Source organism: Microvirga sp. 3-52 (genome assembly GCF_018383585.1).
GTDB lineage: Bacteria > Pseudomonadota > Alphaproteobacteria > Rhizobiales > Beijerinckiaceae > Microvirga.
In genome coordinates, this window is the sequence record NZ_JAHAMK010000005.1 from 37337 (window position 1) to 57440 (window position 20104).

Here is a 20104-nt window from a genome sequence, read left to right on the forward strand (position 1 = left end):
AAGAAACGCACAGACGGTCCGGCTGGGGAATTTCTGGATGAATGTAGTGCCAAGGGAAACGACACCATCGCAGGAGGGACGCTTCCAGCTCCTCGTCGATGCGGTCACCGATTATGCCATCTACATGCTCGACCCGACCGGCGTGATCGTCAGCTGGAACGCAGGAGCCCAGCGCTTCAAGGGATATGTGGAAAGCGAAATCCTCGGCGAACATTTCTCCCGCTTCTACACCGAAGAGGATCTTGCGACGAACCTGCCGCAGCGCGCCCTCGACACGGCAGCGCGCGAAGGCAAGTTCGAGGCCGAAGGCTGGCGGGTCCGCAAGGACGGCACGCGCTTCTGGGCGCATGTGGTCATCGATCCGATCCGCGACCGTCAGGGCAACTTGCTCGGCTATGCCAAGATCACTCGAGATCTCACCGAGAGAAAGAAGACTCAGCAGGCCTTGAAGGAGAGCGAGGAGCGCTTTCGCCTGCTGGTGCAGGGCGTCACGGATTACGCCATTTACATGCTCGATCCGCAAGGCCATGTGACGAACTGGAATGCCGGCGCCCAGCGCATCAAGGGCTATGCCGAAAGCGAGATCATCGGACACCACTTCTCGCAGTTCTACACCGAAGAGGATCTTGCGACGAACCTGCCGCGGCGCGCCCTCGACACGGCAGCGCGCGAAGGCAAGTTCGAGGCCGAAGGCTGGCGCCTGCGCAAGGACGGCTCACGGTTCTGGGCCAGCGTCGTCATCGATCCGATTCGCAACGACATGGGCGAGCTGATCGGCTTCGCCAAGATCACCCGCGACATCACCGAACGCCGAAAGACCCAGGAGGCGCTCGAAGAGGCACAGGCGGCTCTTTTTCAAGCGCAGAAGATGGAAGCGGTGGGACAGCTTACCGGCGGTGTCGCGCACGATTTCAACAACCTGCTGACGATCATCGTCAACAACCTGGATCTTTTGACGCGCAATGTGCGCGAACCCCGCGACGTCAAGCTGATCGAGAGCGCGCAGCGCGCGGCCGAACGCGGCGCGAAGCTGACGCAGCAGCTCCTCGCCTTCTCGCGCCGTCAGCCCCTGCAGCCCGATACACATAGCCCGAACACGCTCATCGAAGGCTTCGAGTCGGTTCTGCGCCGGGCCTGCGGCGAGATGATCAGGCTGCAGCTTTCGCTTTCGCCGCGAATCCGGTGGGTGTCCGTCGACGCACCGCAATTCGAATCGGCCCTGCTCAATCTGATCGTCAATGCGCGCGACGCGATGCCGAATGGCGGCTCCCTCAAAATCATGACGGGAAACGTGATTCTGAACGAGAAGGACTCCGCCGCCGCCAACCTGCAGCCGGGCCAGTATGTCTCGATCACGGTGCAGGATACAGGCACCGGCATGGCGCCGGAGACGGTGAGCCGGGTCTTCGAGCCCTTCTTCACCACCAAGGAACTCGGCAAGGGAACGGGCCTGGGCTTGAGCCAGGTCTATGGTTTCGTCACCCAGTCGGGCGGGCACATCAAGATCGACAGCACCCCGGGCCAAGGCACCAAGGTGACGATGCTGCTGCCAGCCCAGGAAACCGGAGACGAGGCGGCCGAGGAGGACGGCGAGACGGAGCGCCCCGTCCGGGACAGCGCCGGGACCGTCCTGATCGTCGAGGACGAACCTGCCGTTCTGGAGGTCGCAAGCGATATCTTCGACAGCCTGGGGTATGACGTCGTGACGGCGACCGATGCCAACGAGGCGGTTGAGGTCCTCGATGGCAATCCTTCCATCGATGTCCTGTTCAGCGACGTGATCATGCCCAACGGCATGAACGGGGTCGAGCTGTCCCGGAAAGCCCGCGAGATGCGGCCCAATCTCAAGATCCTGCTCGCCTCGGGCTATCCCATGTCGTCCCTGCCCTCCGAAGGCCTGGGCGCAGGCGTCTCCTTCATCAGCAAGCCCTATCGCTGGACGGAACTGGCCGAAAAGCTGCGGGGGCTCCGAACCGGAGCCTGACAAGCCATCGCCTCACGTGATGCAGAGCATCGGGATTTTTGATTGGTCCGAACACGTGTGACTCGCTAGCATTCCCGCCCTGTTACACCGGGAATGCCATGTATCAGCCGCCGCACTTTCGCGAGGACGACCTCGCGGTTCAACACGCCCTCATCAAGGCCCACCCGCTCGGGCTGCTGGTGACGTTCGGCAGTGCCGGACTTGAGGCCAACCCCATCCCCTTCGTGCTGGACGCCGGCGCCTCGGCCTTGGGAACCCTCAAGGCCCATCTCTCCCGGGCCAATCCCCAATGGCGGAATTTCGACCCCGCGCAGGAGGCTCTCGTGGTCTTCCAGGGGCCAGCGACCTACATCACGCCGTCCTGGTACGCGGCGAAGCGCGAGCACGGCAAGGTCGTGCCGACCTGGAACTACGCCATCGTCCAGGCCCGCGGCCGCCTGACGATCAGGGACGATCCGGACTGGCTGCGACAGCAGATCGCCGCCATGACGGAGACGCAGGAAGCCCCGCGGCCGGAACCCTGGAATGTGAGCGATGCGCCCGCGCCCTTCGTTGCCGCGCAGCTCAAGGGCATCGTGGGCATCGAGATCGAGATCACCCGGGTCGAGGGCAAGTGGAAGGTGAGCCAGAACCGCCCCGAGGCCGACCGGCTCGGTGTGGCGGCAGGCCTGCGTCTCTCTCAGGACGACGCCTCGCACCGGATGGCCGATCTGGTCGACGCGCGGGGAGCCCTGCCCCGTGAATGATGGACATTGCCCGAGGATCGAGCCCTGCACCCTCCAGTCGCTGGAGGAATGGGCCGACCTGCGCCACGCCCTCTGGCCGGAGGCTCCGGTGCAGGAGCATCGCTCCGAAGCGCAGGCCATGCTCTGGGAGCAGAAGAAGGCTGCCGCCTTCCTTGTCCGCCTTCCCGACGGCACGGCAGCCGGTTTCGCGGAAGCCGCGCTGCGTCATGACTACGTGAACGGCTGCAGCACGTCCCCGGTGGCCTTTCTCGAAGGGATCTATGTGGAGCCGGAGCACCGCAACCGGGGGCTCTCACGCCTGCTGTGCAGGGCTGTCGAGAATTGGGCGAGGCGTCTCGGCTGCAGCGAATTCGCGTCCGACGTCCTCCTCGACAATGCCGCCTCGCAGAGCATGCACAAGGCCCTGGGCTTCGAGGAAACGGAGCGGGTCGTCTATTACCGCAAGCCGCTGTCGTCCTTCTGACCAGTGCTTAAAGTCTGGCCGGCAGAAGGAACCAGGAACTCACCAGATTTCCGTGGAAAGCCTCTGCACGTCATGGCCGGGCTTGTCCCGGCCATCCCGATGGGAAAAGCGCTGCGCTCCGAACAATCGGGATCACCGGCACAAGGCCGGTGATGACGAAGGAGTTGAGAGCCCGGTCGGACGCCATGATGAAGGGGAGAATTTATGCGCCGGACATCCAGGCCCGTACCTTCCCGTTTCCCTGCAGTCCCGCTACACACGTCTCATGACCGACGGACTGATCCTTCATCCCGACCACAAGACCCGCTGCTGGTGGCCCGGCACCGATCCCTTCTACGTCGAATATCACGACACGGAATGGGGCGTGCCGGAATTCGACGACCGCGCCCTGTTCGAGAAGCTCATTCTCGACGGCTTTCAGGCGGGCCTCTCCTGGATCACGATCCTGCGAAAGCGCGAGAACTTCCGCCGCGCCTTCGCCGGGTTCGAACCGGCGGTGATCGCCCGTTTCGATCAGGCGCAGGTCGAGGCGCTGATGCTCGACACCGGCATCGTGCGCAACCGCGCCAAGATCGAGGCGACGATCGCCGGTGCCCGTGCCTGGCTCGTCATTCAGGAGCGCGGCGGCTTCTCGCGGTTCCTGTGGGATTTCGTCGACGGGCGGCCGGTCCAGACCGATGCGAAAACCCGCCGCGACGTGCCGACGGAAACGGAGGTTTCCCGCAGGATCTCGAAGGCGCTGAAGGCCGAGGGTTTCAACTTCGTCGGTCCCACCATCGTCTATGCCTTCATGCAGGCGGTCGGCATGGTGAACGACCACCTCACCGGCTGCTACCGCCACGCGGAATGCAGGGCACTCGCCGAGAACCGCTGATGGCCAAGGAACCCCGCGTCTGGCAGCGGATGCTCTCCGGCCGCCGCCTCAACCTGCTCGACCCCTCGCCGCTCGATGTCGAACTCGACGACATCGCCCACGGTCTCGCCCGCGTCGCCCGCTGGAACGGCCAGACGGTCGGTGGGCACATCTTCTCCGTGGCGCAGCACAGCCTGCTCGTGGAGGCGATTGCGAGCCACATCGATCCGGAGATGTCACGCGAATGGCATCTCGCCGTGCTGCTGCACGATGCGCCCGAATACGTGATCGGGGACATCATCTCGCCCTTCAAGGCGGTGATCGGCGATGCCTACAAGAGCATCGAGGCGGGGCTGCTCGGGGCCATCCATCTGCATTTCGGCCTGCCCGCCCAGCCGGCCGCAGCGCTCAAGCGCTTCATCAAGCAGGCGGACCGCCAGGCGGCCTTTCTGGAGGCGACCCATCTCGCCGGCTTTTCCCGCGAGGAGGCGATCAAGATCTTCGGACGGCCGGAGCCCCTGCCCCGAACCGTACTCGCCCTTCTCGAGCCCTGGCCCGTGGCGGAGGCCGAGGACCGCTATCGGGAAAAGGTGACGGCGGCGCTGAAACGGTGAAAATTAAAACACCGACCTCATCCTGAGGAGGATTGCACCGGCAATCCGTCTCGAAGGAGATTCCAGCACGCACTGGAGCCTCCTTCGAGACGCCGCTGCGCGGCTCCTCAGGATGAGGTTGGAGTGACTTGGCAAGGGCATGTTGTCGAACCGAATCGTGTAAGACGATCCAGCCGTAATGAGATCCAGCCCATGCCGACCCTTCACGTCTGCCCCCTCTCCCGCCTGCACGAGACTGTCGCCGAGACACGCGCCAGCCATGTGGTGAGCCTCATGGGAGCCGGAGCCGAGGTCCGGCGCCCGGAGACGATCGCGGCCCAGCGCCACCTCTTCATCGGCGTCAGCGACATCGTGGAGCCCCTAGAGGGCTATGTCCTGCCGGCCACGGAGCATATCGAGCAGCTTCTCGCCTTCGTCCGGGCCTGGGGACGGGAAAGTCCCCTCGTGTTCCATTGCTGGGCCGGAATCAGCCGCTCCACGGCCGCCGCCTACATCGCCGCCTGCGCCCTGGCGCCGGAGCGCGACGAGACGACGATCGCCACCTCCCTAAGGGAAGCCTCTCCCAGCGCGACGCCGAACGCCCGCTTCGTCGCCCTCGCAGACGACATCCTGAACAGGCGCGGGCGCATGGTGGACGCCATCCGTACCATCGGCCGGGGAACCGAGGCTATGGAGGGCACGCCCTTCATGTTACATCTTAACGGCTGCTAACCGATTCCAAACGGGACGGTCGCGGCGAACCGTGCAATTCCCGGGGGCCCACTCTCTTGGACATGATCCTGCTCGCCCTGCTGGTCATCAGCATCCCGGTCTGCGCCATCGCGGGCCTGGCTCTCGGCCTGTCGGCGCGCAGCAAGCTCGACATCCTGCAGCGGCGCGTCGCGACCCTCGAGGGTGAGTTGCGCGGGATCAGGGTTCAAGAGGTCGCGCCGGCGCCCTCCGTCGATCGCGCTCCGCTCCCGGAAACGCCCATCGAGCAACCCGCCGAACCGGCACCGGAGCCTGCAACGCCCCTCGAGCCCGGTCGTGCGACGGCGCCCGTTCCGGCCATCCCGGTCGCGGCGGCGGCGCAGCCAGGCGCGAAGACGCGGGATTTCGAAGAGAAGCTCGGCTCGCGCTGGGCCGTCTGGGTCGGAGGGGTCGCGCTGGCCCTCGGCGGGATCCTCCTCGTGCGCTATTCCATTGAGCAGAACCTGCTCAGTCCTGGAACCCGCGTCGCCCTGGGTGGGCTCTTCGCCCTCCTCCTGATCGGTGCGGGCGAATGGCTGCGCCGCCGGGAGGAGCGCGTCAGCCTGCCGGGCGTTCCGGGCGCGAACGTGCCGGCTATTCTGACGGCGGCGGGCACCTGCACGGCCTTTGCCTCGGCCTATGCGGCCTATGCCCTTTACGGCCTGATCGGCCCCGGCGTGACCTTCGTGCTTCTAGGCGTCGTGGCCGTCCTGACCATGATCGCGGCAACGCTGCACGGCCCCATCCTCGCGGCCCTCGGTCTGCTCGGCGCGATCGGCAGCCCCCTTCTCGTTTCCTCGGACAGGCCTCAGCCTTGGGCCCTGGTGATCTATCTCGCCTTCGTGGTGCTGCCCGCCTACGGCGTCGCGCGTTTGCGCCTCTGGCGCTGGCTTGCGCTCGCCGCACCCATCGGGGTGCTCGCCTGGACGTTCCTGATCTTCATCATGGACGCCACGGATGCCCTGCCGGCCATGGTGCATCTCGTCATCCAGACCGGCCTTGCGGCAGTCTTCCTGGTGGTCGTCCCCTACCGCCATGTCCCGGATGCGCAAGCCCGCGTCGACCGGCCCGCCAGCGGCATTCTTCTCGCCTTCGCCCTCGCCGGCATCGCCGTCTCCGGCTCGGTCGCGGCCGGGGACGCACGCCCGGTCTTCGTCGCCGCGATCGCGCTCGTCCTGCTCGCAACGGGCATCCGTTTCCCGTCGGCTGCTCCGGCCTCCGCCTGGGCCGCCCTGACCGCCGCCGGCGCCCTTCTCGTTTGGCCCATTGCGGCGGAGATCGGCGGTACGCCCGAGAACCTCTTCTACCAAAGCGGCGATGCCTTCGCCGTGCGGCCCCATGCCATCGAAGCCTATCTCGCGCTCGCCCTTCTGGCTCCGGCCGCCATCGCGGGCGCTTCGCTGGTCAGGCTGGCGCGTTCACCGGAGCTTCGCCTTTCCACTGCCGCCTGGTATGCGGGAGCGGCTGCCATCGGCCCGCTTCTGGCGCTCATCGCGGCCTATTGGCGGGTTGCGGAATTCGAGCGGAGCCTGCCTTTCGCCCTGGTGGCGGGCGGGCTCGCCCTGGCCTTCATCGCCGCCGCCCGCTGGCTCAATCGCCAGCCCTCTGGACAGGCGGGCCCGATTCGCCTGACGCTCGGCGCGGCCGCCTCGGCGGCGCTTGCGGCCCTGGCCCTGGGCCTGACCTTCGCCCTCGACAAGGGCATGCTCACCGTCGCCTTCGCCCTGACGGCCCTGGGCACCGCCTGGGTGGCCGACAGGATCGCCGTTCCGGCCCTGCGCTACGCCGTGGGCGCCATCGGGATCATCATTTTCGGGAGGCTGATCTGGGACCCGACAATCGTGGGGGGAGATCCCGGTCTGATCCTGGTCAACTGGCTCCTCTGGGGCTATGGCGTTCCGGCCCTGGCCTTCCTCGCCGCCGGCCGCCTGCTCCAGCGATCGGGCCGCGACTGGACCGTGCGGCTGACGGAGAGCCTGGGCATCGCGTTCGCGGCCTTCCTGGTCTTCTTCGAGATCCGCCACGCGCTCCGCGCCGGGGATCCGCTGGCGGCAACCACCGATCTTCTGGAGATCGGGCTCGTTGCGACAGAAAGCCTCGTCTTCGCGATTGTCCTCACGCGCCTTGATATCCGGCAATCCGACCCGGTCTACCGCTGGGGCTCCCTGATCTTCAAGACCCTGTCCCTCGTTCTCTGCGCGGGCGGGCTGCTTCTCGTCGCCAATCCCCTTCTGACGGAGGAAGAAATCCCGGGCGGGCCGCTCTTCAACGCCCTGATCCCGGCCTATCTGCTGCCGTCCGTCCTGGCCGCCGCACTGGCCCTTCTCGAGCGGCGCGCCCGGCCCCGCCTCTACAGCCTGTCCTCGGCCATCTTGAGCCTGCTCCTGTTCTCGGCCTATGTCGGCTTGGCGATCCGCCGGATCGCCGCAGGGCCTCAACTGGCGCTGTGGCAGGGATTCACCCAGGGCGAGCAATGGAGCTATTCCCTGGCCCTGCTTCTCATCGGCATTCTCCTGCTCGGCCTCGGGCTCGTCTTCAACAACCGCCCTGCCCGCCTCGTGTCGGCGATCTACCTCGTGCTGGCCGTCCTGAAGGTCTTCATCGTCGACCTCGCCAATCTAGAGGGCGTGATGCGCGCCCTGTCATTTATCGGGCTCGGGCTTGTTCTCATCGGCATCGGTCTCGTCTATCAGAGACTCCTCGCACGCCGACCAAGCGATGCCGCAATTCCATCGTGAGATGGCGCAAGGACAGAGATTTGACGGATAACCGCATGACAGACACCGCTTCCCTCAAGACCCTCCCCTTCGAAAAGGCCCTGGCCGAGCTGGAGGATATCGTCCGGCGCCTCGAGCGCGGCGATGTGCCTCTGGAGGACTCGATCGCGATCTATGAGCGCGGCGAGGCCCTGAAGAAGCATTGCGAGCAGCTCCTCAAGAAAGCCGAGGCCCGCATCGAAAAGATCACCATCGGCCCCGACGGTGCCGCCTCCGGCGCGGCTCCGCTGGACGTGGCGGAGTAATCGGCTCGGCAGGGAATGCCTGAGTGTCGCGTTTGACCAAGGTCCTCCCTGACCTTATCTCCTTGAGATGGCCGCTGGCCGAAGCTTGGCGAGTATAACGTTGTCCACACCGCTCCTCGACACCCTCAAGACCCCGGACGATCTGCGTCGTCTGCCCGAAAACCAGCTCCGGCAGGTGGCAGACGAGGTGCGGACCGAGATGATCAGCGCCGTGTCCGTCACCGGCGGGCATCTCGGCGCAGGCCTGGGCGTGGTCGAGCTGACGGTGGCGCTGCATTACGTGTTCGACACCCCAGGTGACCGGCTGATCTGGGACGTGGGCCACCAAGCCTATCCGCACAAGATCCTCACGGGCCGTCGGGATCGGATCCGGACCTTGCGCCAGGCGGGCGGCCTGTCGGGCTTCACCAAGCGTTCGGAGAGCGAATACGACCCCTTCGGCGCGGCCCATTCCTCCACGTCGATCTCGGCCGGCCTCGGCATGGCCGTGGCGCGGGATCTCGACGGCAAACGCAACAACGTGATCGCCGTGATCGGCGATGGGGCCATGTCGGCCGGCATGGCCTATGAGGCCATGAACAACGCCGGGGCCATGCATTCGCGCCTCATCGTCATTCTCAACGACAACGACATGTCGATCGCGCCGCCCACCGGCGCCATGTCGTCCTATCTCGCCCGCCTCGTGTCCGGCGGCACCTATCGCGGCATCCGCGAGACGGCCAAGCAGCTGGCGAAGAAGCTGCCGAAATTCATCTACGAGAAGGCGCAGCGCGCCGAGGAATTCGCCCGCGGCTTCTGGACCGGCGGCACCATGTTCGAGGAACTGGGCTTCTACTATGTCGGTCCCATCGACGGGCACAACCTCGATCACCTGCTGCCGATCCTGAAGAACGTCCGCGACACCGAGACCGGCCCGGTCCTGGTCCATGTGGTCACGAAGAAGGGCAAGGGCTACGCGCCCGCGGAGGCGGCGGCCGACAAGTACCACGGCGTCGTCACCTTCGACGTGGTGACGGGCGCGCAGACGAAGGCCAAGGCCAACGCCCCCTCCTACACCAAGGTCTTCGGCGAGAGCCTGATCAAGGAAGCACGCCAGGACGACAAGATCGTCGCCGTCACGGCCGCCATGCCATCGGGGACGGGCATCGACCTCTTCGGCAAGGAATTCCCCGCCCGGACCTTCGACGTGGGCATCGCCGAGCAGCACGCCGTGACCTTCGCGGCCGGCATGGCGACGGAAGGCTACAAGCCCTTCTGCGCCATCTATTCCACCTTCCTGCAGCGCGCCTACGACCAGGTGGTGCACGACGTGGCGATCCAGAATCTGCCCGTGCGCTTCGCCCTCGACCGGGCCGGCCTCGTGGGCGCCGACGGGCCGACCCATGCCGGCTCCTTCGACGTCGCCTATCTCGGCTGCCTGCCCAACATGGTGGTGATGGCGGCCGCCGACGAAGCGGAGCTGGTCCATATGGTGGCGACCGCCGCGGCTTACGATTCAGGCCCTATCGCCTTCCGTTATCCGCGCGGAGAGGGTGTGGGCATCGACATGCCCGAGAAGGGCATCCCGCTTGTCATCGGCAAGGGCCGGATCGTCAAGGAGGGCAGCCGCATTGCGATCCTGTCTCTCGGCACCCGCCTGTCCGAAGCTCTGAAGGCGGCGGAGGAGCTGGAGGCTCGCGGCCTCTCCACCACCGTGGCGGATGCCCGCTTCGCCAAGCCGCTCGACGAGGAGCTGATCCTGCGGCTTGCCCGCGACCACGAGGTTCTCGTGACCGTTGAGGAAGGCTCGGTCGGCGGCTTCGGCTCGTACGTGCTGCAGCTTCTCGCCGACAAGGGCGCGCTCGACCGCGGCAGCCTCAAGGTGCGTTCCATGGTCCTGCCCGACATCTACCAGGACCAGGACAAGCCCGAGCGCATGTACGCCAAGGCCGGGCTCGATTCCGCGGGCATCGTGACCAAGGTGTTCGAGGCATTGGGGCAGGAAGAAACCCGCAAGGTCAGGGCTTAACGGACCAGTTCCCACTCCGTCATCACCGGCACAAGGCCGGTGATGACATAGACTTAAACCGTCAGCGTCCCCGCCTTGGCGGCGGCATAACGCTGGCCGATCCGGTTCCAGTCAAGCACGTTCCACCAGGCCTTGAGATAATCCGGGCGGCGGTTCTGGTATTTCAGGTAGTAGGCGTGCTCCCACACGTCGTTGCCCATCAGGACCCGCTGACCGTCCATGAGGGGCGTGTCCTGGTTCGGCCTCGTCACGAGGGCGAGCTTACCGTCGCGGGAGACGGTCACGAAAACCCAGCCGGAGCCGAACTGCCGCGCCCCGGCGGCGTTGAAATCCTCCTGGAATTTCTGAAATCCACCGAGATCCCGGTCGACGGCCGCCTTCAGATCGCCCGAAGGCTCGCCGCCCGACCCGCCCATGATCTGCCAGAACATGGTATGGTTGGCGTGCCCCCCGCCATTGTTGCGCACGGCTGTGCGAATCGACTCAGGGACCTTGTTCAGGTTCGCCAGCATGTCCTGGAGCGGCATCTTGGCCACCTCGGCATTCTGGCCCAGGGCCGTGTTGAGATTGTTGACATAGGCGGCATGGTGCTTGCCATGGTGGATCTCCATGGTCTGGGCATCGATATGCGGCTCGTTCTTGGAGGGCGCATAAGGCAGGGGATCAAGCTTGAAGGGCCCCGTCGGGGCTTGCGCCCAGGCGCGGGGAATGGCAGCGCTGGCGGCCAGCAGGGTTGCACCTGTCAGAAGATGTCGACGGCTGAGCATGGGACCTCCGTTGGCCTGTAGGAATCGAGAACGGAGATATTCTAGGGCAGGACTTGGTTCTGGCCCATGAAGAGATCGTGAATGCCGATGGAATTGAGGCTCCAATGACCCGCAAGCGCGCCGATGTGGTTCTTGTCGAGCGCGGCTTCTTCGCAAGCCGTGCCCGGGCGCAGGAGGCCATAGCCGCCGGCCTCGTGACCGTGAACGGGGCCGTCATCCGCAAGGCGTCCGATGCGGTTCCCGAGGAGGCCGTCATCACGGCCGAGCAGCCGCATCCCTATGTGTCCCGCGGCGGCGTGAAGCTGGCAGCGGCGCTCGAGGCGTTCCATATCGACCCGAGAGACAAGATCTGCCTCGATGTCGGCGCCTCGACCGGAGGGTTTACCGAGGTATTGCTCACGCGGGGCGCGGCGCATGTCTATGCGGTGGATGTCGGGCATGGCCAGCTGCACCCGACCATCGTCGGCAATGCGCGGGTGACGAATTTCGAGGGCACGGATGCCCGCTCGCTGAATTCTGATCTCATCCCGCGAGCCGCCGATCTCCTCGTCTCGGATGTGAGCTTCATTTCGCTCAAACTCGTTCTGCCTCCTGTCATCGCCCTGCTGAAGCCCCGGGCGGAACTCGCCCTCCTCGTGAAGCCGCAGTTCGAGGCCGGCCGTGATCACGTCAAGAAGGGTATCGTGCGCGACGAGGCCGTACACCGTGCCGTGTGCGAGGACATGACGGCCTTCGTCGCCTCGCTCGGCTTTTCCATCATCGGGCTCGTCCCCTCGCCGATCGAAGGCGGGGACGGCAATCGCGAATTTTTGTTGGGAGCCCGCCGTGGCTGAACAGGTAACGATCAGGCGCCTCGGCGCAAAGGGCGACGGAATCGCCGACACATCTTCCGGACCCGTCTTCGTGCCGAAGGTCCTGCCGGGCGAGACCGTGAGCATCGAGCGCGACGGATCGCATGCACGCCTCGTCAGCGTCGATGTGGCCTCGCCCGAGCGCGAGACGCCGTTCTGCCCGTATTTCGACGAATGCGGCGGCTGCGCGACGCAGCACATGAAACACGGCTTCTACCAGGCATGGAAGCAGGAGACACTCGTCCATACCCTGAGGCAGGCGCGGATCGAGGCGCCCGTCGAGCCCCTTATCGACGCCCATGGCGATGGGCGCCGGCGCGTCACGCTGCACGTGCGTTTTCCGGATCGCGCCATGCAGGTGGGCTTCATGGCCCCGCGCAGCCACCAGATCGTCGAGATCGCCTTCTGCCCCATCACGGAGCCCGCATTGAAGGAGCAGGCGCCGGCCATCGCACGCGCCGTCGGCGAGCATCTGAAGGGCCCCCGCAAGCCGCTCGACATTCAGATCACGGCAACGCAGACCGGCTTCGACGTGGATGTCCGCGGCTATGGCCCCCTGAAGGATCCGGACCGTCTTCGCCTCATCGATCTCGCAGCCGGCCTCGATCTCTCGCGCCTGTCGATCCACGGTGACGTGATCGTGGAGCGGCGTCCTCCCGCGATCGTCATGGGCCGCGCTGCCGTCGTCCCGCCCGCAGGTTCGTTCCTGCAGGCGACCAAGCTCGGCGAAGAGACCCTTGCCGGCTTCGTCACCGGAGCCTGCGCGCGCGCCAAGCGTATCGCCGACCTCTTTGCCGGAACGGGCCCCTTTTCATTGCGGCTTGCGGAGAAGTCGGATGTGCATGCCGTCGAATTCGACAAGGGCTCGATGGTGGCCCTCGACAAGGCCGTGCGCGCGACGCCTGGGCTGCGTCGGGTCACGACCGAGGCGCGCGACCTCTTCCGCCGGCCGCTGCTGACGCCTGAACTCAACGCCTTCGACGCCGTCGTGCTCGATCCACCCCGCGCGGGCGCCGAGGCGCAGGCGAAGCAGCTCGCCGCGTCGAAAGTCCCGCTCGTCGTCAGCGTCTCCTGCGATGCCGCCACCTTCGCCCGCGACGCCGCCATCCTGATCGGCAGCGGCTACCGTCTCGAGCGCGTGATCCCCGTCGACCAGTTCAAGCACTCGCCGCATCTTGAAGTGGTCGGAATCCTGAGGCGGGATATGGCGAAGAAGTTGTCGCGTCGCACATAGGATGTGACTAGGACGGGGCATAGATTCCAAATACTATGCTTTACAGATGGCAACAGCCGCCAAGGAGTGATTCAGCACATACAGAAACGAGGAGTGCGAACGCGCCGTTGAGGCGCGGCTCTCAACCGGCGTGACGGAGCATGGGGGTGATCGGCGGCGAGCTCCCAACCTGGATGGTCCCCAGTACCTCGAAACCATGCCGCTGGTAGAGCGGGATGTTCTTGGGGTTCGAAGATTCCAAGTAGGCCGGCGTTCCGTCCTCGTCACAACGCCTGAGAGCATGCACCAACAGGGCTGAGCCGTACCCCTCGCCCTGCTGGGCCGGATCAACTCCGATCAATGGCAAGTACCAGTGCGGCTCATCGGGATGATACTGCCCCATCTGCTCGAACACGGCGAACAGGGTGTCCTGGTCCTGCTCTGGGACGGTGCGCTGAAAGTGGGCCATCAAAGCCTCTTCGTCAGGCTGCACGCCCGGTGGCAGCCACAACGCGGCGGCTTGGGCATCGTCGATGAAATGGGCCGTGCCGGACTCAAAGGCCCTGCGCCCAAAGATCCGGACAAGATCAGGGAAGTGCTTCAGATAGCTCTCAGGGGCCGGATAGGTCCAGCGAGCGGCAGGGTCCACACTGAAAGCGAGAACGATCGCAGCGACGAGGCGGGACTGATCGCCGATGCCTGCCGTCTTGACGTCAATCTCTCCAGCAGCATCCGCCAAAGTGGATTTGCGGGACGCGCCTCTGTTCAGGTCGCTCGTCCGAGTCTCAGGCGAGGATAGGTTCCCAGATGTATTCGCCTGGCCTGGCATCGGTCTCTCCATCAAGACAACAGTCAAAGATCAACCGGGAAACACCTTATCACGCATGAGACGAGTATCCGGTGTGTCTGAGCGCATGTCCAACCAGAGGCATCTCGCCCCCGATCTGCCCCGGTTATACTCTACCACACGTCATCACCGGCACGAGGCCGGAACCGATTCCCGGATCAAGCCCGCAGGCGCCCATGACGATGTGAAGGGAGGCGATGCACCCTGCCTAGAACAAGCTGCCCTGCTCGTCCTCGTCGCTGGAGAGCGGCTTCTTCGCTTTCGGCTTCTTCTCCTTGACCGGTGCCGGCTCCGGCCGGGCGAGCGGCTCCATCAGGCCTGGGTCGTCATTCTCGACCTTGTTCACGCGGCTTGAGACCGGCACCAGGTCGAGCCAGTCGTCGGGACAGGGGCGGACCAGGCGCATCACGTCGGCGCGCTCGTCGCGCACGTCGAGCCATGCGGCGATGTCGTCCTCTGAAAGGATGACCGGCATGCGGTCATGCACGGCCGAGAGGGTGCCGTTGGCGTCCGTCGTCACGATGGCCGCGGTGTCGATTTCGCCGCCGTCCGGACTGCTGTAGGTCTCCCACAGGCCCGCCAGCGGCATGGGCTTGCGGCTGCGCGGGCGAATCAGGAACGGCGTCTTCTCCCGTCCCTCGCGCCGCCATTCATAAAATCCGTCGGCGAGAAAGATGCAGCGCCGGCGCTTCAAGGCTGCCTTGAAGGTCGGCTTGGTTTCCAGAGTCTCGCCACGTGCGTTGATGACGAGCGGAAATTCCTTCGGGTCCTTCACCCAGGACGGAACGAACCCCCAGCGCACCAGCATGAAATGCCGCTCGCCCCGGTCTTCCAGCACGATCGGCACGGGCTGCGTGGGCGCCACGTTGTAGCGCGGCGGAAAGTTCGGCTGCTCGGGATATCCGAAGAAGTCCCGATAGGACTCGGGAGGGAGCGTGATCGCATAACGCCCGCACATGGCACTCTCCTAAAGCCACCGCTTCCAGCGGAAGAAGAGATAGGGCAGCACGGCCGCGAGCACCATCAGAGTGATCGCCCAGAGGTAGCCGAACTCCCATTCGAGTTCCGGCATGAGCTTGAAATTCATGCCGTAGAGCGACGACACCAGGGTCGGGGGCAGGAAGATCACCGACATGACCGAGAAGATCTTGATGATGTCGTTCTGCTCCATGGTGACGAAGCCGAGCGTTGCATCGAGCAGGAACTGAACCTTGCTCGAGAGAAAGGTCGCGTGCTCCTCGATGGATTGCACGTCGCGCAACGCAGTGCGCCATTCCGACTGGTAGCCCGCCGTCTTCTGCGGTCGCGGCATGCTGGCGGACAGGAAGAGCAGCATGCGTTCCACCGATACCATGCTCTCGCGCACGTTGGAGATGATGTCGCCCTTGCGGCCGATGGATCTCAGAGCAACGCGATAGGACGCCGCCCGGCGCGCACCTTGCTTCTCGTTCTCGAAGATCGCCTGCGAGAGGCGGTCGATGCGTGTCCCGACGGTTCCGAGAATCTCGGCCGCGCGGTCGATGATGGTTTCGAGCAGACCGTCGAGCACGGCTTCGGGCTGATGCCGGCATCCGCCCGGCTTCACGGCGCGGGCCATGAACATGCTGAAGGAGCGCGGCTCGCCATAGCGCACAGTCACCAGCGCCCGCTCCGTGAGAATGAACGAGACGTCGATGAGCTTCGGATTGTCCGTATCCGAACTGCACAGGACGCGCGCGGTCATGTAGCGCGCGTTGTTCTCGTGATAGAGGATTTCGGAGGGCTCGATGTCGGCCATCTCCTCCTTGGTCGGGATCTGGATGTTGAGATGCCCCTCGACAAGCCTGTCCTCCTCCTTGGTCGGATCGATCAGGTCGATCCACAGGGCGTCATGCGGGATCGGCTCGCCCGGCGGGAGAACGGTTCGGTCGAGGGACTCCCCCATCGGTCTCGTCACCTGCGCCGGCCTGTGGATCACAATCATACGCGTTTCCGCCCCTTGGAAGTCATGCCATTTCAGGTCGATGCAGGTCTTGTAATCCCACAAGACCTCCGTGTCATTCCCGGTCGGAGCACAGCGGACGGAAAGGGAATCGACGACCGACCTACGGCGGGGGCACCATCCGCCACGGCATCACCGGACTCGTGCCGGCGATCTCAATCCGTTGAGCGCGGCGCTTCACAGAAGCGGGATGGCCGGCACAAGGCCGGCCATGACGGGGGAAGGTTTCATTCCCGGCCGAAGTGAAGCCGGTCCACTCAACGCAAGGATGACAGGGGCGGCGTGTCGTCTGGCACGAAGAAATCGGGAGCGAGGGGCTGGCTCGGGTCGACCCGGTACTTCTCGAAATCGGTTACGCCCTCGCCATGCAGGAAGACATCGTCGATGAGGAAATGGCCCGAGAAGCTCTTCGAAGGTTTCTGGAAGACCGCATAGGCCGCATCGGACAGGATCTCCGGCGTCCGGCTTGCTTGCGCGAGCGCGTCGCCGCCGAGCAGGTTCCTGACTGCGCTGGTGGCAATGGTCGTGCGCGGCCACAGCGCGTTGACGGCAATCGCCCTGCCCCGCAGCTCGCCGGCGAGACCCAGGACGCAGATGCTCATGCCATATTTGGCCAGCGAATAGGCCAGATGCGGCGCAAACCACTTCTCGCTCATGTCGAGAGGCGGCGAGAGCATGAGGATGTGCGGATTCTCGGCCTTTTCCAGATGCGGAATGGCGTATTTGGAGACCATGTAGGTGCCGCGCGTGTTGATCTGGTGCATCAGATCGAAGCGCTTCATGTCGGTCTGCGGCGTCGGCGTGAGGCTGATGGCGCTCGCGTTGTTGACCACGATGTCGAGACCGCCGAAGGTCGCGACCGTTTTTTCGATCGCGCCTTTCACCGCCTCCTCGTCGCGCACGTCGACCACGAGCGGCAGGGCCTTGCCGCCTACCGCCTCGATTTCTTCCGCCGCCGTGTAGATCGTGCCGGGCAGCTTCGGATGGGGCTCGGCGGTCTTCGCGGCAATGACCACGTTGGCACCGTCCCTCGCGGCGCGAAGACCGATGGCAAGGCCGATGCCGCGCGAGGCGCCGGTGATGAAGAGTGTTTTACCTTTGAGACTCATGGGATCAGCTCGCCAGCGCCAGGGTTGCATCCTGCAGGAAGCCTGCACCGCCCATCACCGTTTCCTCCAGGCCTTTCGCCCCCACGGCGATGTTCTCGGCAAAGAAGCGGCAGAGCGCGATGCGGCCCGTATGGGCCGGATCCGCATCGCCCGCGGCCGCCTGCGCGTTGGCCGCCAGCGCCATCTCGGCCAGAGCCGCCCCGCCCTGCGCCAGCGCGAAGAGCCTTAAATAGGGCGTTGCCCCGGCCAGCGCCTCGCTCTGCGCATTGGACGAAACCGCCTGCAGCAGGTAGCCGGTCGCCCGGTCGAGGCTCTCGATGGCATCGCGCAGGCGCGGTGCGGTGGCCCCGAAGGCGGGCGTGCTCTCCTTCAGCAGGCGCGTCACGGTAGCGCGCATGGAAGCGATCTGCGCCCGCACCGTCTCGCCGCCCGAGAGCGGCAGCTTGCGGATCACGAGATCGATGGCCTGGATGCCGTTGGTGCCCTCGTAGATCGGGGCGATGCGCGCATCGCGGAAATGCTGCGCGGCGCCCGTCTCCTCGATGAAGCCCATGCCGCCATGGACCTGCACGCCCAATGAGGCCACCTCCATGCCGATATCGGTCGAAAAGGCTTTCGCCACGGGGGTCAAAAGGGAGGCACGCTCGTTGGCCTTCTTCCGGCGCGCCGGATCCTCTTCGAGATGCGCGCGATCGATGGCTTCCGCCGTCATGTAGCAGATCGCCCGCGCCGAAGCGGTCAGCGCCTTCATGGTGAGCAGGTTGCGCTGCACGTCCGGATGAACGGCAATCGGGCTCATGCCCTCCGCGGCCCCGATGGCACGGCCCTGCCTGCGCTCGTTGGCGTAGCCCAGCGCCTGCTGATAGGCGCGCTCGGCAATCGCCACGCCCTGCAGGCCGACTGCGAGGCGGGCGTTGTTCATCATCGTGAACATGCAGGCGAGGCCGCGGTTCTCTTCGCCGACGAGCCAGCCGACGGCGCCGCCGCTGTCGCCGAAGATCATGGTGCAGGTGGGGGAGGCATGGATGCCGAGCTTGTGCTCGATGGAATGGCAGCGCACGTCGTTGCGCGTGCCGTCGGGCAGGAATTTCGGCACCAGGAAGAGCGAGATGCCGCGCGTGCCGGCCGGCGCGTCAGGCAAGCGCGCAAGCACGAGGTGGACGATGTTGTCGGTGAGATCGTGCTCGCCGTAGGTGATGAAGATCTTCTGGCCCGTGATCCGATAGGTGCCGTCGCCCGCAGGCTCGGCACGGGAGCGGATCGCCGCGAGATCGGAACCCGCCTGCGGCTCGGTGAGGTTCATGGTGGCGGTCCATTCGCCGGAGACGAGCTTTTCGAGATAGCGGCTCTTCAGGTCGTCCGAAGCATGGGAGGCGAGCGCCTCGATGGCGCCCATGGTCAGGACGGGGCCGATGCCGAAGGCCATGGAGGCCGAGTTCCACATCTCGACACAGGCAGAATTGAGCAGCGTCGGCAGGCCCTGGCCGCCGTATTCCACCGGACCGGGCAGTGCGTTCCATCCCGCGTCGGTCCAGGCTTTGTAAGTTTCTTTCCAGCCCGGCGCTGTGGTCACCACGCCATCCTTGAAGGTCGCGCCAACCCGGTCGCCTTCCCGGTTGAGGGGCGCAATGACGTCATTGGCGAAGCGGCCCGCCTCCCCCAGGATGGTCTCGGCCAGATCGGCGGACAGGTCGCCGTAGACCCCGTCGGCCACGGCGCGGTCAAGGCCCGCCACATGCCGCATGGTAAACACGATGTCCGGGACAGGCGCGCGGTAGGTCATCAACGTTTCCTCTCAAACACGGGGCTTTTCATGTTGACGCGTGTTCTCGCGCCGTTAAACCCGCCCGGCAAGGGTAAATGCAGATGGGCAAATGCCCAATGGGCAGGGATAGTTTAGACGTGAACGATCACGGGTCAATGGGCCAAACGGAGCGTCTGACGGCTGATAAGGCGGGCCTTGTCCGGGCGGCCACCATTCTGCGGCGCGGCGGCCTCGTGGCGTTTCCGACCGAGACCGTCTACGGCCTCGGTGCCGATGCGACCGACGCGGAAGCCGTGGCCCGGATCTATGCCGCCAAGGAACGCCCGAGCTTCAACCCCCTGATCGCCCATGTGGACAGCTTCCGGACCGCCCGCAGCCAGGGCATGTTCGACGAGACGGCGACGCGTCTGGCGGAGGCCCTCTGGCCCGGCCCCCTGACCCTTGTGGTGCCCGTGGCCCCGACCTGCACCATCTCCGATCTCGCCCGGGCCGGCCTCGACAGCATCGGCCTGCGCGTCCCGGCCCATCCCCTCGCCCATGCGCTTCTGGAACAGACAGGCCGTCCGGTGGCAGCACCCTCGGCCAACCGCTCGGGCCGCGTGAGCCCGACCGATGCGGACCATGTCCTGGGCGATCTCGACGGGCGCATCGATGCGGTGCTCGACGGCGGCGCGGCGCAAGTCGGCGTCGAATCGACCATCGTGTCGTGTCTGGGTGGCGTGCCCCACCTGCTCAGGCCCGGCGGCGTTCCCCGCGAAGCCATCGAGGCTCTGATTGGAAGGCGGCTTGAGGACGGACCGGAGGCAGGCTCCAATCCGCTTGCCCCGGGCATGCTGGCCTCCCATTACGCGCCGCGCGCTCAGGTGCGTCTGAACGCGACGAACATCCGGCCTGGCGAGGCCGCGCTCCTATTCGGTGCCGAGACTCTTCCAGGAGCGGAAATGGCGCATGCCACCCTGAATCTCAGCAAAAACGGCGACCTCGTGGAGGCCGCCGCTCATCTGTTTTCCTATCTCAGGCAGCTCGACGCGTCGGGTGTCGCGACCATTGCGGTAAGCCCCATGCCGGAAACCGGCCTGGGTGAGGCCATCAACGACCGCCTGAGGCGCGCCGCAGCGGAGCGGTGATGTGCTCTGAGGGTTTTATCGAACC

General features: G+C 65.5%; 18 protein-coding genes. 12 read left to right on the top strand and 6 right to left on the bottom strand.

What is annotated here, in order from left to right; all coding sequences use genetic code 11:
* The first annotated feature begins 37 nt into the window (after positions 1–37).
* From KHP60_RS05920 to dxs, 9 genes are all read left to right on the top strand, one after another.
* Positions 38–1984: a PAS domain-containing sensor histidine kinase gene (locus KHP60_RS05920; protein WP_213562655.1), complete on the top strand. Its 1947-nt coding sequence runs from the start codon at positions 38–40 to the stop codon at positions 1982–1984.
* 98 nt (positions 1985–2082) lie between these two features.
* Positions 2083–2730 (top strand): FMN-binding negative transcriptional regulator, encoded by a 648-nt coding sequence (locus KHP60_RS05925; RefSeq protein WP_213562656.1) that lies wholly within the window; start codon positions 2083–2085, stop codon positions 2728–2730.
* A gap of 16 nt (positions 2731–2746) precedes the next feature.
* On the top strand, positions 2747–3193 hold the full coding sequence (gene aac(6'), locus KHP60_RS05930) for an aminoglycoside 6'-N-acetyltransferase (protein ID WP_409366259.1): 447 nt from the start codon (positions 2747–2749) through the stop codon (positions 3191–3193).
* 265 nt (positions 3194–3458) lie between these two features.
* Positions 3459–4067, top strand: a complete 609-nt coding sequence (locus tag KHP60_RS05935) for a DNA-3-methyladenine glycosylase I (protein ID WP_213562658.1) — start codon at positions 3459–3461, stop codon at positions 4065–4067.
* Positions 4067–4660: an HD domain-containing protein gene (locus KHP60_RS05940; RefSeq protein WP_213562659.1), complete on the top strand. Its 594-nt coding sequence runs from the start codon at positions 4067–4069 to the stop codon at positions 4658–4660. The genes KHP60_RS05935 and KHP60_RS05940 overlap by 1 nt, the downstream gene beginning before the upstream one ends.
* A 192-nt stretch (positions 4661–4852) precedes the next feature.
* Positions 4853–5371: a tyrosine phosphatase family protein gene (locus KHP60_RS05945; RefSeq protein WP_213562660.1), complete on the top strand. Its 519-nt coding sequence runs from the start codon at positions 4853–4855 to the stop codon at positions 5369–5371.
* 62 nt (positions 5372–5433) lie between these two features.
* Positions 5434–8127 (top strand): DUF2339 domain-containing protein, encoded by a 2694-nt coding sequence (locus KHP60_RS05950; RefSeq protein WP_249688570.1) that lies wholly within the window; start codon positions 5434–5436, stop codon positions 8125–8127.
* A 35-nt stretch (positions 8128–8162) separates the two neighbouring features.
* Positions 8163–8411 (top strand): exodeoxyribonuclease VII small subunit, encoded by a 249-nt coding sequence (locus tag KHP60_RS05955; RefSeq protein WP_213562662.1) that lies wholly within the window; start codon positions 8163–8165, stop codon positions 8409–8411.
* 67 nt (positions 8412–8478) lie between these two features.
* Positions 8479–10419 carry a 1-deoxy-D-xylulose-5-phosphate synthase gene (dxs, locus tag KHP60_RS05960; protein ID WP_213562663.1) on the top strand — a complete coding sequence of 647 codons (1941 nt, stop codon included), beginning with the start codon at positions 8479–8481 and terminating at the stop codon, positions 10417–10419.
* 53 nt (positions 10420–10472) lie between these two features.
* Here dxs and KHP60_RS05965 read toward each other — a convergent pair whose 3' ends face one another.
* Entirely contained in the window at positions 10473–11186 is a 714-nt protein-coding gene (locus KHP60_RS05965; RefSeq protein ID WP_249688554.1) for a superoxide dismutase, read from the bottom strand.
* A gap of 104 nt (positions 11187–11290) precedes the next feature.
* On the opposite strand from KHP60_RS05965, the gene KHP60_RS05970 reads away from it, so the two are divergent.
* Both KHP60_RS05970 and KHP60_RS05975 read left to right on the top strand, forming a co-directional pair.
* Entirely contained in the window at positions 11291–12019 is a 729-nt protein-coding gene (locus KHP60_RS05970) for a TlyA family RNA methyltransferase (protein ID WP_213562664.1), read from the top strand.
* The gene (locus tag KHP60_RS05975) at positions 12012–13271 is read left to right on the top strand and encodes a class I SAM-dependent RNA methyltransferase (protein ID WP_213562665.1); all 1260 of its coding nucleotides are present in this window, start codon (positions 12012–12014) and stop codon (positions 13269–13271) included. The genes KHP60_RS05970 and KHP60_RS05975 overlap by 8 nt, the downstream gene beginning before the upstream one ends.
* Before the next feature lie 121 nt (positions 13272–13392).
* On the opposite strand, the gene KHP60_RS05980 is transcribed toward KHP60_RS05975, so the two are convergent.
* From KHP60_RS05980 to KHP60_RS06000, 5 genes are all read right to left on the bottom strand, one after another.
* Positions 13393–13989 carry a GNAT family N-acetyltransferase gene (locus tag KHP60_RS05980; RefSeq protein WP_249688555.1) on the bottom strand — a complete coding sequence of 199 codons (597 nt, stop codon included), beginning with the start codon at positions 13987–13989 and terminating at the stop codon, positions 13393–13395.
* A 316-nt stretch (positions 13990–14305) separates the two neighbouring features.
* Positions 14306–15055, bottom strand: coding sequence for an SOS response-associated peptidase (locus KHP60_RS05985; protein ID WP_213562667.1), 750 nt, complete (start codon positions 15053–15055; stop codon positions 14306–14308).
* Between the two features lie 9 nt (positions 15056–15064).
* Positions 15065–16060, bottom strand: a complete 996-nt coding sequence (locus KHP60_RS05990; protein WP_213562668.1) for a magnesium transporter CorA family protein — start codon at positions 16058–16060, stop codon at positions 15065–15067.
* A gap of 275 nt (positions 16061–16335) precedes the next feature.
* Positions 16336–17187 carry an NAD(P)-dependent oxidoreductase gene (locus KHP60_RS05995; RefSeq protein ID WP_213562669.1) on the bottom strand — a complete coding sequence of 284 codons (852 nt, stop codon included), beginning with the start codon at positions 17185–17187 and terminating at the stop codon, positions 16336–16338.
* 4 nt (positions 17188–17191) lie between these two features.
* Positions 17192–18970 (bottom strand): acyl-CoA dehydrogenase, encoded by a 1779-nt coding sequence (locus KHP60_RS06000; protein ID WP_213562670.1) that lies wholly within the window; start codon positions 18968–18970, stop codon positions 17192–17194.
* A 98-nt stretch (positions 18971–19068) separates the two neighbouring features.
* On the opposite strand from KHP60_RS06000, the gene KHP60_RS06005 reads away from it, so the two are divergent.
* A complete protein-coding gene (locus tag KHP60_RS06005) occupies positions 19069–20079 on the top strand; it encodes an L-threonylcarbamoyladenylate synthase (RefSeq protein WP_213562671.1) in 1011 nt (336 codons plus the stop codon).
* Positions 20080–20104: the final 25 nt, after the last annotated feature.

What these genes read in the sequence shown, in the direction of transcription:
- KHP60_RS05935 (WP_213562658.1), top strand. Translation starts at nt 3,459, where the DNA reads ATGACCGACGGACTGATCCTTCATCCCGACCACAAGACCCGCTGCTGG.
- KHP60_RS05940 (WP_213562659.1), top strand. Translation starts at nt 4,067, where the DNA reads ATGGCCAAGGAACCCCGCGTCTGGCAGCGGATGCTCTCCGGCCGCCGC.
- KHP60_RS05920 (WP_213562655.1), top strand. Translation starts at nt 38, where the DNA reads ATGAATGTAGTGCCAAGGGAAACGACACCATCGCAGGAGGGACGCTTC.
- KHP60_RS05945 (WP_213562660.1), top strand. Translation starts at nt 4,853, where the DNA reads ATGCCGACCCTTCACGTCTGCCCCCTCTCCCGCCTGCACGAGACTGTC.
- KHP60_RS05995 (WP_213562669.1), bottom strand. Translation starts at nt 17,187, where the DNA reads ATGAGTCTCAAAGGTAAAACACTCTTCATCACCGGCGCCTCGCGCGGC.
- KHP60_RS05925 (WP_213562656.1), top strand. Translation starts at nt 2,083, where the DNA reads ATGTATCAGCCGCCGCACTTTCGCGAGGACGACCTCGCGGTTCAACAC.
- KHP60_RS06000 (WP_213562670.1), bottom strand. Translation starts at nt 18,970, where the DNA reads ATGACCTACCGCGCGCCTGTCCCGGACATCGTGTTTACCATGCGGCAT.
- dxs (WP_213562663.1), top strand. Translation starts at nt 8,479, where the DNA reads ATGGCCGCTGGCCGAAGCTTGGCGAGTATAACGTTGTCCACACCGCTC.
- KHP60_RS05970 (WP_213562664.1), top strand. Translation starts at nt 11,291, where the DNA reads ATGACCCGCAAGCGCGCCGATGTGGTTCTTGTCGAGCGCGGCTTCTTC.
- KHP60_RS05950 (WP_249688570.1), top strand. Translation starts at nt 5,434, where the DNA reads ATGATCCTGCTCGCCCTGCTGGTCATCAGCATCCCGGTCTGCGCCATC.
- KHP60_RS05985 (WP_213562667.1), bottom strand. Translation starts at nt 15,055, where the DNA reads ATGTGCGGGCGTTATGCGATCACGCTCCCTCCCGAGTCCTATCGGGAC.
- KHP60_RS06005 (WP_213562671.1), top strand. Translation starts at nt 19,069, where the DNA reads ATGGGCAGGGATAGTTTAGACGTGAACGATCACGGGTCAATGGGCCAA.
- KHP60_RS05990 (WP_213562668.1), bottom strand. Translation starts at nt 16,060, where the DNA reads ATGATTGTGATCCACAGGCCGGCGCAGGTGACGAGACCGATGGGGGAG.
- KHP60_RS05955 (WP_213562662.1), top strand. Translation starts at nt 8,163, where the DNA reads ATGACAGACACCGCTTCCCTCAAGACCCTCCCCTTCGAAAAGGCCCTG.
- KHP60_RS05965 (WP_249688554.1), bottom strand. Translation starts at nt 11,186, where the DNA reads ATGCTCAGCCGTCGACATCTTCTGACAGGTGCAACCCTGCTGGCCGCC.